This window comes from Glaciecola sp. 2405UD65-10, from assembly GCF_048820975.1.
GTDB lineage: Bacteria > Pseudomonadota > Gammaproteobacteria > Enterobacterales > Alteromonadaceae > Glaciecola.
Genome location: NZ_JBMEUF010000001.1, coordinates 2,686,913 through 2,699,973, shown reverse-complemented (window position 1 = coordinate 2,699,973; position 13,061 = coordinate 2,686,913). Strand labels below are relative to the sequence as shown.

The 13,061-nt window shown below is 42.1% G+C and carries 10 protein-coding genes; 6 read left to right on the top strand and 4 right to left on the bottom strand.

The features are described from left to right. Positions 1-29: 29 nt before the first annotated feature. The gene (locus ACOI22_RS11915) at positions 30-485 is read left to right on the top strand and encodes a hypothetical protein (RefSeq protein ID WP_420672250.1); all 456 of its coding nucleotides are present in this window, start codon (positions 30-32) and stop codon (positions 483-485) included. A 32-nt stretch (positions 486-517) separates the two neighbouring features. Here the strand turns inward: ACOI22_RS11915 and ACOI22_RS11910 are convergent, their stop codons facing one another. Further along, on the bottom strand, positions 518-970 hold the full coding sequence (locus ACOI22_RS11910; RefSeq protein WP_420672249.1) for an energy transducer TonB: 453 nt from the start codon (positions 968-970) through the stop codon (positions 518-520). Between the two features lie 213 nt (positions 971-1,183). On the opposite strand from ACOI22_RS11910, the gene ACOI22_RS11905 reads away from it, so the two are divergent. The 3 genes from ACOI22_RS11905 to ACOI22_RS11895 are packed head-to-tail and all read left to right on the top strand — an operon-like array spanning position 1,184 to position 4,120. Next, on the top strand, positions 1,184-2,719 hold the full coding sequence (locus ACOI22_RS11905; protein ID WP_420672248.1) for a DUF3612 domain-containing protein: 1,536 nt from the start codon (positions 1,184-1,186) through the stop codon (positions 2,717-2,719). Between the two features lie 24 nt (positions 2,720-2,743). Beyond that, positions 2,744-3,154, top strand: a complete 411-nt coding sequence (gene arfB, locus ACOI22_RS11900; RefSeq protein WP_420672247.1) for an alternative ribosome rescue aminoacyl-tRNA hydrolase ArfB — start codon at positions 2,744-2,746, stop codon at positions 3,152-3,154. 45 nt (positions 3,155-3,199) lie between these two features. Beyond that, positions 3,200-4,120: a glutaminase gene (locus tag ACOI22_RS11895; protein ID WP_420672246.1), complete on the top strand. Its 921-nt coding sequence runs from the start codon at positions 3,200-3,202 to the stop codon at positions 4,118-4,120. Between the two features lie 13 nt (positions 4,121-4,133). Here the strand turns inward: ACOI22_RS11895 and ACOI22_RS11890 are convergent, their stop codons facing one another. Together ACOI22_RS11890 and ACOI22_RS11885 are read right to left on the bottom strand one after the other, a co-directional pair. Beyond that, the gene (locus tag ACOI22_RS11890; RefSeq protein WP_420672245.1) at positions 4,134-4,607 is read right to left on the bottom strand and encodes a MarR family winged helix-turn-helix transcriptional regulator; all 474 of its coding nucleotides are present in this window, start codon (positions 4,605-4,607) and stop codon (positions 4,134-4,136) included. 19 nt (positions 4,608-4,626) lie between these two features. Then, the gene (locus ACOI22_RS11885; RefSeq protein WP_420672364.1) at positions 4,627-6,570 is read right to left on the bottom strand and encodes a BCCT family transporter; all 1,944 of its coding nucleotides are present in this window, start codon (positions 6,568-6,570) and stop codon (positions 4,627-4,629) included. Between the two features lie 306 nt (positions 6,571-6,876). Here ACOI22_RS11885 and ACOI22_RS11880 point away from each other — a divergent pair, with 306 nt between their 5' ends. Next, entirely contained in the window at positions 6,877-9,531 is a 2,655-nt protein-coding gene (locus tag ACOI22_RS11880) for a TonB-dependent receptor (protein ID WP_420672244.1), read from the top strand. 109 nt (positions 9,532-9,640) lie between these two features. After that, complete coding sequence (locus ACOI22_RS11875; RefSeq protein WP_420672243.1) at positions 9,641-11,623, top strand: sulfotransferase; 1,983 nt, start codon at positions 9,641-9,643, stop codon at positions 11,621-11,623. A 187-nt stretch (positions 11,624-11,810) separates the two neighbouring features. Here ACOI22_RS11875 and ACOI22_RS11870 read toward each other — a convergent pair whose 3' ends face one another. Then, positions 11,811-13,019, bottom strand: coding sequence for an ammonium transporter (locus ACOI22_RS11870; RefSeq protein ID WP_420672242.1), 1,209 nt, complete (start codon positions 13,017-13,019; stop codon positions 11,811-11,813). Positions 13,020-13,061: the final 42 nt, after the last annotated feature.

The window sequence follows — 13,061 nt, the reverse complement described above, 5'->3', positions numbered from 1 at the left end:
TAGAACCATGCGAGGCAGTAATCGCTATTATGCAAAAATCATCATGTTTAAAATGGGTAACTTTGATACTCAGCATAAGTGTATTAGCGGGCTGCGCTTCGTCGGGTTCTAGTGATATTTTTACGCAACAAACCCAAAAAGACTACAGTAACATGTACTTACGCGGAGTATTTAATTGGTGGGAAGCGGGTGATGACTATAAGTTAATTGCACAAAGCTCAGATGAATACAGTGTAACCATAGAACTCATTGCTGATGGGCAACCCTATGACTTTAAGGTGGCTGATAACATTTGGTCAATGGCCTTAAATTGTGGCAATCGCTTTGGTGCCGTTCCAATGCAGTTGAACGACAGCGTAGAATTAGTATGCGCCTCAGATTCATTAAATTTACAGTTCACACCTTCGGAAACGGGCTTTTACACCTTTACCTTAGATGTGTCTGATAATGACGAACCTGAGTTAAGCATAGCCCGCCGTAATTAATAGCCAGGCGCTATTAACTAAAGCTTAAAGTTTTAAAACAACTCATCAAATTGACAAAGTTGTTCGGCCTCTTCGGCATTACCCGACTTCTTTAACTCAAAGGTAAATTTAATTTTAGTTAAAGCCGCTGTTCGCTCGGTGTTTTCAGGAGTAGGCTCGTATCGATGCTTCATAAGGGCCTTGGCTGCATTTTTTTCAAACACACCCTCTGGATAAGATTTTGTAATTTTGGCATGGCCAATAGTGCCATCTTTCTCAACACCTATTACATACATAACACAACCAGAAATTCCATTTTTAGCAGCTTCAAAAGGATACTCAGGTGCAACTTGTTTTGATATTTCCCACAGCTTGCCGAATGAGCCATCGTCAGTTGTGGTATCCACATAATCAACATCATTAGCGAGTGTTGCTTCATTTTGATCAGTTGCGCCACAGGCACATAACAAATTGGTAAATATAAGTAAACTAACGAATTTTTTCATGTCTAATTCCATTTAGTGTTGTTTAGGCTTTATAAATTACATGAGTTGAAGTGCTTTCACAAGTGTCTACTTGCGGACCTTCTTAGCCTAGATGACTTTGGATTTAATGGTTTTGCTATTGTAAATTAAAATTTTACACCTTATTTTTTACAGCAATTTGTTTACAATGATTAAAAGTGAAAATTCACCACATGATTAACAAAGGCCTACATTATGAAGCAAGCGAAAAGCTTAAGCCGTAAATCGCACTTACTTGGTACTAAAATACGAAATTTGCGTAAGCGCAATAACCTTACCATGGAAGATTTATCGGCACGCTGCGTTCGAATAAACCCTGAGCTGGCCCCTTCGGTTTCATATTTATCAATGATTGAACGCGGTAAACGAGTACCTGGCAGTGAAATGCTAGGCGTAATAGCTGCTGTGTTTCAAAAGAAAGTGGATTGGTTTTTAGATGATATCCCCGAGCAAAAATCAATTACACCCGATAAAGGCAGCCGAGGCGGCATAAGCGGCATGGCGCTAGAGCCAAGCTTTCTTTTTTCGAAAGAAATACTGCAAATTGCGATACCAGAAATGCTTTCGCAAACCGGTATTAGTGGGCGTCAATTTGCGCACTTATTAATACGTGCGCATCAAGAACACCATCAAAACCATTTTCCTGATCTTGAGCGCGCGGCTGAGGAAGTGGGCTTAAAACGCATGCCCCTGAGTGTAGAAGACCTATTCGATATTGCCAAACAACTGGGCTTGTCTATCAATTGGTTTACGCGAATGCCTGAAGAAATTCGCAGCGAATTAGGCGTAAAGGGCAAAAGCCTAGTGACCTCGTTTTATGATCCGCCAGGCACCATTCATGTGAATGAAGAGCTAAAAAAACACCCCAAGCGCTTAAAATATGATTTAGCCGTCCACATTGGGCACTGTGTGTTACATAACCGTGACGGCTTAAAAAGTGTGTTAGTAACGGGGCAAACCCACAACACTTCATTAATAGACGACTCAAACGAAATTACCACTTCGTCAACGGTTAACGCGCAAGATATACTGCATGCTTGGCGTGACTTTGAATCAAGTTTCTTTGCTGGCGCACTGCTTTGTCCCAAAGTGCCTTTTCGCCAATTACTTGACCGCCACGGCTATGAAATTAGTGTAGGCGAGCAATTGGGAGTATCGGCCTCAGTTGCCATGCGCCGCATGACTGCGGTTTCGTCTTATCGCCATTGGCATTATTTTGATGCTTATGCGCCAGGCAAATTAAAAGCCGTTTATCGCGGTAACGGCATCCCCTTACCGTGGGGAAATATGCGAGAAGTACAAGACCCATGCCACCACTGGGCGGTGTTTAGAATGATCAACGCACCGGTAAGTGGTACATCGGCGCAAATATCTATTTTAAATGTAGAAGAAGAGCCTAGAATTTATTGCTGCGAATCAACTAACGTAAAAGATTTAGCTAACAACAACCATGTTCTATGTACCGGTATTGACCTAAATCCCGCTATAGAAGCGCAAGGCGAAAGTGCCGCTGATATAGCATCACAATTAAAGCAGGTGTGCGTTGATCACGGCGGCTCAGCGCCTATTCCTCAAAATATTAAAGACAGGCTTTCTAGCGTAGCGCGTATTTTAAACATAAATTGGGTAGAACGCGGCATTGAAAGCGACGCACGCCTTATTTGTTCACGCGGGGCGGTATGCCCAAGGCAACCAAGCTGTTATGCTAATAAGGGCTCGTGCGCGGGCTAGTGTAATTACTCAAAAGGATGCCCTGTGGAAATAAGGCCAAATGTTGTTATAGATGACAGCGAAATCAGTATGTCTGCTATTCGTGCAATGGGCAGTGGTGGGCAAAATGTGAATAAAGTCTCAAGTGCGATTCACTTGAAGTTTAATATTGCAGCGTCATCTTTACCTGAAAAATACAAAGAAAAACTGCTCAGCCTTGCTGATAGCCGCATCAGTAAAGACGGCGTTATTGTGATAAAAGCACAAAGCCACCGTACCCAAGAAAAGAACCGAGAAGACGCCTTAGCACGCTTAAAAGCACTTATAGTGTCAGCCCTACATGAAGACAAGCCCCGCAAAGCAACGCGCCCAAGCTTAAATGCTAAGCGAAAGCGTGTAGATAGCAAAAAACGCAATGGCGCGACTAAATCTTTGCGTAAAAAGGTCGATTTTTAATACACCGCTTACCTACCAATATTAACTTAAGAACAGAGGCTCACTTTGCAAGATATACTCAATGAGATTGCCAAAGAAATGATGGCAATTAAAGACAAAGGCAAAGTGGCAAGTTACATACCGTCTTTAGCTAATGTAGATATTAATCAATTTGCGATAAGCGTTTCGCTTTGCAATGGCGAACACTATCATGCAGGCTGTGCCAATACGCTGTTCTCAATTCAGAGTATTTCCAAGGTATTTACCTTAACCTTAGCCCTGGGTAAATTGGGTGAAAACGTATGGCATCGCGTTGGTCGCGAACCCTCTGGAGACCCATTTAATTCTATTGTGCAACTTGAACATGAGCACGGAAAGCCGCGCAATCCATTCATCAATGCGGGGGCTATTGCGGTTGCCGATTTAATTATGCAAGGCCATGAACCCAAAGAGACCCTAGCTGAAATTTTGCAGTTTATTCATTACATTAGTAATGATGATTCTATTTTAATAGATGAAGAAGTGGCTAAATCAGAACTGGCTACTGGTTCAAGAAATGCCTCGCTTGCGCATTTTATGGCTTCGTTTGGTCACTTTATAAATCCGGTAGATAAAGTATTAGGTACTTATTTTCATCATTGCTCTATTGCCATGAGTACTAAAAATTTGGCGAATGCGGGTTTGTTTTTAGCCAACAATGGTATTCATCCAAGTTCAGGATACCCAGTAGTATCTAGCGAGCGTGCAAAACGCATTAACGCACTTATGTTAACCTGCGGACATTACGACGGCTCAGGGGAATTTGCGTTTAGAGTGGGCTTGCCGGGTAAAAGTGGTGTGGGAGGCGGAATATTAGCCATTGCACCGGGTAAAGCATCTATTGCGGTGTGGTCACCTGGCTTAGATATCATTGGCAATAGTAAATTAGGGACCAAGGCGCTTGAGCTACTTGCCGAAAAAACGTCTTGGTCAGTTTTTGCTAAATAAGCATTACACTTATTTAGCTATTTAGAATACTGCCTACCTCCAGCACTGGTGACGCATCTACATCTTGCGCATCCATCATAGAAGCTATTCGCTGGAGCGTTGCCACCATTTGGCTTTGCTCCCACTCTTCCATCGCATTAAAGCGGTTGGTAAAGTGCTCTTGTAGCGGTAAAGGCGCAGTTTCCAAGGCCTTACTGCCTTCTTCAGTTAAGAACACCCCTACTTTACGCTTATCTTGTGTACTTCTAATACGCTCAACCAATTTACGGGCTTCCATTCTATCGAGTATATTAGTAACCGTTGCAGAGCTTAAATTAATATCATCTGCAATTTCACGTACCATAACGCCAGTTTGCTTGCCCACTTTTTGCAAAATAAGCAGCTGCGGGCCCGTTAACCCTACTTCTTTACTGAGTTGCCGAGAGCGCATATCAATAGCTCTAATAACTTTTCGCAAGGCAACTAATAATTCTTCATCTTTGTTCATAATAATCTACTTCTGTAACTTAGCGCATTAGGTGTAAGAAATGCAGGTGTTTGTGGTATTGGTCAACTACGTCATTAATTAAGGCAGTTTTTGACCATCCCATTACGCAGTAGTCTTGTCCACCCTCACCCAAATGCACCTCGGCGCGATAATACACCTTATCAGCATCAGAATCATCATCTTGTTCAAAGGCAAAATCAGGCTGTGAATGTCGCTTAGGGCGTATCGCATAAACAAAAGCTTGGTCATCACCTTGGCCTACCGTAATAGATATGTCTCTGTCGGTTTTTTCTACTTCGGCTTGAATGCCTAACGCCAACAACTCTTCTTTAACGGCAAGAAACGACGGATACCCTTCATCTTGAATAAATTGGATAACACGCTGCTTACTTGGGAAATCTACTATGCTTTTTAAGCGCTCTTTCCAACCTTCTTTATTATTACTTAGCTGTAATTGCGTGGGCGGCATGTTCATGCTGTCACGCTTATAAGCTTCAATTCGCAAAGCTTTTATTAAGCCGTAAAGCGCAATAATCAACACTATGGCAAAAGGCAAAGCACTGGCAATTGTCATAGTTTGCAAAGCACTTATGCCATCTGACAATAACAATACAGCCGCAATAATCCCCACACCAGCAGTCCAGTAAATACGCTGCCAAAGCGGCGTGTTATTGCTACCGTGGCTGCATAGCATGTCAATAACCATGGCGCCTGAGTCACACGAGGTCACAAAAAACACAACTACCATTAGCACAGCAATTACTGACAGGAAACTCGCAAATGGGAATTGCTCTAAGAATAAAAACAGCGCAACAGGTGTATTGTCATTCGCTAAAGACGCCAACATGTCATTGCCTTGGTTTAGCACCATATCAATAGCGGTGTTGCCGAAAATAGTCATCCATACCAGTGTGAACACGGTAGGTACTAACATTACGCCTAAAATGAATTCGCGAATGGTTCTACCGCGTGATATACGCGCAATAAACAAACCAACAAATGGCGCCCACGCCAACCACCAGCCCCAATAGAAAATGGTCCAGCCACCTATCCAATCGGTTTTTTGATAAGCGAACAAATTAAATGTGTTTTGTACTATGTCTGATAAGTATCCACCCGTGTTTTGCATCAAAGCTTTTAATAAAAACACCGTTGGACCAAGCACCAATACCAATAGCATTAAGCCTACAGCTAAAATCATATTGAATTCAGATAAACGCCTAATGCCCTTATCAAGCCCGCTCACTACCGACACTATGGCAACACAGGTAATAGCGCCAATTAAGATAACCTGCATTGTAGTAGAGGGAGTAAAATCAAATAAATAGCTTAAGCCTGAGCTTATTTGCATTACCCCTAAGCCTAACGATGTTGCCACGCCAAACAAAGTACCAATTACGGCAAACACATCTACTACATCGCCACGCCAGCCATAAATTTTATCACCAATAATAGGATACAAGGCAGAACGTAATGTAAGCGGTAAGTCATGACGAAAGCTAAAATAAGCCAAGGTTAAGGCCACTATGGCGTATATAGCCCAAGCGTGCAGACCCCAGTGAAAAAAGGTAATTTTCATAGCTTCGCGAGCCGCTTCTATGGTGCCAGTTTCTGCAACCGGCGGCGCCAAGTAATGCATAAGAGGCTCAGCAACCCCATAAAACATTAATCCAATGCCCATGCCCGCGGCGAACAACATTGAAAGCCAACTTAAGTAAGAGTATTCGGGGACGGCGTGGTCAGGCCCTAGCTTAATATCACTAAAACGCGAAAACCCTAAATAAAGAGTAAACATTAGAATTAAAGCAACAATTAAGACGTAAAACCAACTTCCATTTTCAACAATAGTGGCTTGTAACAAGTCGAAGAAATTTGCCGAAACAGTGGGCAAAACTAAAGTGAATAATAAAAGCGAGATAACTAAAACCGAAGCGGGAATAAAAACGGCTTTATTTAATTTCATTTGATTAGAGCTACTCAAGCAAAACACTCCTTAGCTGAGCGAATTTAACGTACAAACACATAATTAACGGTGCATTAAAAATTCACCAGCCAATACATTCAATAGAATTAAATTCGATTATAACCTTAAGCGGTATAATAAAGCACAAATTTTAGCTAAATACATGCACCTTGCCATAATATATAAGGCTAATTTCCAGTATGCCGGTATTTGTAGTATTATAAAAAGCGTACACAACTAATTATTAGCACACAAATAATTAGCACATTCAAAAACGTACCAACTAAGTTAATGCAGGGGAATACATTGAAACTTAAACAATTGAGCTACGCCATAATCACAGCGCTAGGCGCTTCTTCGGTGGCCATCGCCCAACAAGCTGAAGAATCTTCTAGCTCGTCAAGAGAAATAGAAACCATTGAAGTAACCGCTACAAAACGTGCAGAATCTATTCAAGATGTGCCCGTAACCGTTAGCGCACTAAGTGGTGATGCACTAGAAAATTTGGGTGTTGATAACTTTCAAGATTACGTAGAATTTTTACCAAATGTTGTATTCCAAGGCACGGGCCCTGGTCAAAACGAAATTTATATTCGTGGCGCGGCTACCACTCAAACAGCCATCTCAGTTTCTAGCGTTCAAGCCTTGCAACCTTCAGTTGCATTCTACCTAGACGAACAGCCTGTATCGATGCAGGGTAGAAACCTTGACGTATACGCCGCCGACATAGCGCGCGTTGAAGTGCTTCCTGGTCCACAAGGAACCTTGTTTGGCGCTAGTTCTCAGTCAGGTACTGTTAGAATGATTACTAACAAACCTGATTTCAACGGTTTTTCAGGCGGCGTAGATGTAGACGCTAGTTTCACCAAAGGCGGTGAAATGAGTAACTCACTTGAAGCTTTCATGAACTTCACATTAGCCGATGACCTAGCGGTTAGAATTACCGCTTACAATGACAACCAAGGCGGTTGGATTGATAACATCCTAAATGATCCTAGTAACGGCGGATACGGCGGTAGCGCTGTAGTTATTGACCGTATTTCTGGTGGTGTTTTAAGTGATCCAGCAAACACACCAACGGTAGCCCCTGATAACACAAGCTTAGTTGAAGAAGATATTAATGATGCAAGCTATGCTGGTGTACGTGTAGGTGTTGCTTATGAATTCAATGAAGACTGGGATTTACTGGTTCAACATACAAGGCAGCAACTTGATACCGAAGGCGTATTTTCTTATGACCCTACTTTAGAAGGTACTAGTTCTGTTAACCGTTTCGTGCCAGACGAAAATTCTGACAAATTTGGCTTAACAACATGGACCTTAAGCGGCCGTTTAGCGCAGCTTGAAGTTGTATACACCGGTGGTTACCTTGACCGTGAAATTACTTCAACTATTGACTACACAGGCTATACCAACGGCGGGCTTTTCTCAGCGTATTACGTTTGTAACTATGGTGGTGACACCGCTGCGGCTGACGAAGCATGTTTAGATCCTACTAAATTCTATAAAGAATCTACGGATACTTCGCGTCAAACACATGAATTTAGAGTTAACACTGATGCTGAAAATGATTGGCGCATTACGGCTGGTATTTTCTATGATGCGCAAGATTTAAGCTCAGTAGGTTTATTTAATATTGCCAATACAGAAAAATTTACAGACTTAGAGCGTGAACTTCAAGGCGGAGAAGGTATTAACAGCGGCGGAATTATTTTCCCATCTGAAATCAGTTTCGTAAATGACATTTCACACGGTATAGACCAAATTGCTTTATTTGGACAAGCTGAATACGATTTAACTGATACCGTCACGGTTAGTTTAGGTGCGCGTTGGTACGAAATTGAAGATTCATTTAAAGGTGCCACTACTACTGTTGACGTTGCTGGCAGATTACGTGCTTTCGGTACCCTAGACCCAGCTGATTTAGCTGCGGTAGGTGAAGATGCTAGTGTTATTAATGCAGCTATTGATAGCGGCCAACTTGAAGTGTCATTACTTGATGACGATGGCGTACTTACTGTTGATGACACTATATATAAAGCGTCTATTGACTGGAAAGCTAATGACGACTTACTGATTTTCGCTAGCTACAGTGAAGGCTTTAGACCCCCAGTAACAAACCGTGTAGGTGGTGGATTAGCCACTAACCAACAAGGTGCGTTTGAAGGTTTTAGAATTCCAGTATATTCAACCACTGATACCTTGAAGAACTATGAGCTTGGTATGAAAGGTGATTTCTTTGAAGGCATATTGCGTGTAAACGCAACTGCGTATTTCTCTGAAATTACTGAACTGCAAACCTCGCGCTATGACCCAACCAATATTAGCTTCTTAGTATTTACCGACAACGTGGGTGATGCTGAAATACGTGGTATTGACGGTGATTTAACATGGTTAGCAACTGACAACCTAGTAATTGATGCGTCATTCAGTTTACTTGATACTGAGTTAACACGTATTAATGATGAACTAGCAGGCATAGCGCCACCTGAGGGCAGCGAACTACCTTACTCTGCATCGTTTTCAGGAAACGTACGTGCACGTTATTTCTATGAACTTGAGAACGGTTTAACAGCATTTGTAAATGGCTCATTGGCATATACAGGTGACCGCTTAGCAGGCATGGAAATGGATGCATATGTATTAGAAAGTTCAACTAACCTGATTTTTGGAACGGGCAGTGGCTTAAGCATTCAAAATGAAGCCGCAAATTACGCTGGCGTTACTTACACCGACACTGACGGCAGCACATTTGCAGGCGGCCGCTACATTCAAGATAGTTACGTGTTAGCTAACCTAGCGTTTGGTGTAACTAACGATGAATGGAAAGCAGAACTTTACATAGATAACGTTTTTGACGAGAGTGCAATTTTGTATATTGATAAACAACAATATACGCCTAAAGTTGTGACCAACCGCCCAAGAACAGTTGGCTTCAGATTGTCTTACGATTTCTACTAGCCTTACATTGCTACTTTGTAGCATTATGTAATCATATTAAGCCCCTCTTGTAGGGGCTTTTTTATGCTAAACTCACCGTTTAGGCAGCCTCAAACAGTATTGTATTTTTATGTCAGCAAACTCTTCGAAAAACCATGTTGCATCTCTTAATGAGATACAAACGCTTATTCAACAAAGTGACTTTCAAAAAGCACAGAGTGAAGCGCAAAACGCCCTTCGCTTTTTAGACCAAGCGCCACAAAAAGTAGAATACTATTATTTATTAGCCGTGTGTTTTCGTATGCAAACGCGTTTTTCAGATGCATTAGCAGCGCTTAACGAACTCATTTTATTGGCTCCTGAGCATGCAAGGGCGTATCAGGAAAAGGGATACAACTATCGTTCGCTTAATAAATTATTAGACGCCAGCGTTAATTTTTATAAAGCGACACAAATTAATCCGGCTTTGCTTTCTGCGTGGCAAGCATTACTGCCTATTTATACACAACAGAAGCAGGTAGAAGCAGAAGCCCTATGCAAGCGTAATATTGACCGCTTGAGTAAACTGCCCAAACCTATTTTAGCGGCCACCGATGCTTTGCATTCAGGTAATATTGCCTTGGCTGACAGAATATGTAGGCAATATTTACAGCAGAATAAACATTCTGTTATTGCCTTAATGCTATTGGCAGACATTGCATTAGAGCTTAAATATGTATCAGAAGCCGAGTTTATTCTAGAAACATGCGCAGAGTTAGAGCCTCAAAATAGTGAAGCCAAGTACGAGTTATACCGAGTTTATACAAAGCTTGGTAAGTTTGCTAAGGCCTTAAACCTAGCGAATGAACTTGTGGAGCAAGATAAGAACAATATATTTTATGAAGTAGCTAAAGCCACGTCATTAGTGGGTTTGGGTGAATTAGATGAAGCGATTGAGATATACGAGTGTATATTAAAAATGCACCCAGCAAAATCTCATGTTCACTTATTATTAGGGCATGCTTATAAAACCGCAGGAAGTGTTGACGCGTGTATTAGTGCATACAAGAATGCTTATACTCATAACCAAGACTACGGCGATGCTCTCTGGAGCTTAGCAAACGTAAAAACTTATACGTTTAGTGCTGAAGAAGTTGAGCAGATGCTAGCCGCCACTAAAAAAGATGCGGTCAGCATTACTGACAAAATTCATATGCATTTTGCTTTAGGTAAAGCTTTTGAAGATACCCAAGCATATGACACCTCGTTTTATCATTATAAGCAGGGCAATGAACTTAAAAACAGTACATTGCATTACTCAAGTGATGAACACGCAGGTTTTGTGCAAAATCAAATAGATTACTTTACACCTGAACTAGCAGAACAACTCAAAGACCTAGGTTGTAATGATAAAGCGCCTATTTTCATAGTAGGTATGCCCCGCGCGGGCTCTACTTTGCTTGAGCAAATATTAGCGTCGCACTCACAAGTAGATGGCACTATGGAACTGCACGAAATTCTTGGACTAGCGGCAAATTTGAGCAAAAAGTCTAATGGCAAGGTTGTGTATCCAAACAATATGCTAAGTATTCCTAAAGATTACTTTAAAGCCTTTGGTGAAAAATTTATTGCTGACACTAAGGTGTACCGCCAAGGAGCATTGTATTTTATAGATAAAATGCCCAACAACTATATGCATATTGGCTTGATAAAACTCATTTTACCCAAGGCTAAAATTATAGACGCAAGGCGCGATCCAATGGCCTGTTGTTTTAGCGGCTTTAAACAGCAATTTGGCGAGGGCCAAGAGTTTAGTTATTCGTTACATAACATTGGCCGCTATTATCAAGAATATGTGCGCTTAATGGATCATTGGCAAACCGTGTTCCCTGGTGAAATTTTGCAGGTTCAACACGAAGATATGGTGCATAACACCGAAGCTGAAATTAGGCGTTTACTAGACTATTGCGAATTACCGTTTGAAAACGCATGCCTTAACTTTCATCAGAATAAACGCGCGGTTAAAACCCCCAGCGCACAACAAGTTAGGCAACCTATTTATACATCGGGCCTAAAACAGTGGGAGCACTATGCCCCCTACTTAGACGAGCTAAAAGCAATGTTTTCGGCCTAAGCCTGCGCTTGGAGTTTGTGGCCTGCGCCACAATGACCGGTGTATTGGTCATTGCAGCCCTGCCTCCGTCATTGCAGCCCTGCGCTTGGAGTTTGTGGCCTGCGCCACAATGACCGGTATATTGGTCATTGCAGCCCGCCTCCGTCATTGCAGCGAAGGCTGCAAGCTCCAAACATCACCACAACGCTTAATCTTTACCCGTAGCACCAATATTATGAATACTCAAATCAGCACCTTGGTACTCTTCTTCTTCACTTAGCCTAATAGTGCTTAGTTTACTAACCAGCCCGTATACAATAAAGCCGCCTACTAGCGCAACAACTATGCCCGCAACGGTGCCAATTAGCTGAGCCATAAACGAAACACCGCCAAGGCCGCCTAAGCTTTCAAGACCAAAAATACCCGCCGCTAAACCGCCCCAAGCACCGCACACGCCATGAAGCGGCCACACACCTAGCACATCATCAATTTTCTTAGTTTGTTGCATTACCGTAAATAGCTTAACGAAAATAAAGCCTGCCACTATACCCACCATTAACGACCCCATAGGATGCATTACGTCAGAGCCTGCACATACAGCCACTAAACCAGCTAAAGGGCCGTTGTGTATAAATCCTGGATCGTTCTTACCAAACCATAAGGCAGCCAGTATTCCGCCCACCATAGCCATAAGTGAATTCATAGCCACTAGGCCGCTAATGCCATCCATAGATTGCGCTGACATCACGTTAAAGCCAAACCAACCAATGCTGAGTATCCATGTACCAAGAGCAAGAAAAGGAATGTTAGATGGGGCAAAGGCAACTAAGCGATTATCTTTAATACGGCCCATACGCAGGCCTAAGAAGTAAACAGCAACTAAGGCTAACCAACCCCCTACTCCATGCACTACAACCGAACCTGCAAAGTCATGGAAAGCAGCACCGGTTGTTTCTTCTAACCACGCTTGAATGCCATAGTTTCCGTTCCACACTATCCCTTCAAAAAACGGATAAACAAAGGCAACAATTAGTGCCGAAGCAATTAAGAATGGATAAAACTTGGCTCGTTCAGCAATGCCCCCCGATATAATTGCGGGTATGGCGGCTGCAAATGTCATTAAAAAGAAAAACTTAACTAGGTCATAGCCATTGTTTGCTGATAAATCTGCGGCATTTGCGAAAAAGGTGGTGTCATAAGCTATGTAATAACCAATGAAAAAATAGGCAATGCACGATACTGCAAAATCAGTGATAATTTTAACTAGCGCGTTTACTTGGTTTTTGTGACGCACAGTGCCCACTTCTAAAAAAGCGAATCCTGCGTGCATGGCAAATACCATAATGGCGCCAATTAATAAAAAATAGGTATTAGAACTTTGCACCAAGGTTTCTATGGCGCTATTAACTTCATTCATATTGTGTCTCGATATAGGTGTTGTTTGTGCTGTGAGCAACTA

What these genes read in the sequence shown, in the direction of transcription:
- ACOI22_RS11915 (WP_420672250.1), top strand. Translation starts at nt 30, where the DNA reads ATGCAAAAATCATCATGTTTAAAATGGGTAACTTTGATACTCAGCATA.
- ACOI22_RS11910 (WP_420672249.1), bottom strand. Translation starts at nt 970, where the DNA reads ATGAAAAAATTCGTTAGTTTACTTATATTTACCAATTTGTTATGTGCC.
- ACOI22_RS11905 (WP_420672248.1), top strand. Translation starts at nt 1,184, where the DNA reads ATGAAGCAAGCGAAAAGCTTAAGCCGTAAATCGCACTTACTTGGTACT.
- ACOI22_RS11890 (WP_420672245.1), bottom strand. Translation starts at nt 4,607, where the DNA reads ATGAACAAAGATGAAGAATTATTAGTTGCCTTGCGAAAAGTTATTAGA.
- ACOI22_RS11885 (WP_420672364.1), bottom strand. Translation starts at nt 6,570, where the DNA reads ATGAAATTAAATAAAGCCGTTTTTATTCCCGCTTCGGTTTTAGTTATC.
- ACOI22_RS11875 (WP_420672243.1), top strand. Translation starts at nt 9,641, where the DNA reads ATGTCAGCAAACTCTTCGAAAAACCATGTTGCATCTCTTAATGAGATA.
- ACOI22_RS11870 (WP_420672242.1), bottom strand. Translation starts at nt 13,019, where the DNA reads ATGAATGAAGTTAATAGCGCCATAGAAACCTTGGTGCAAAGTTCTAAT.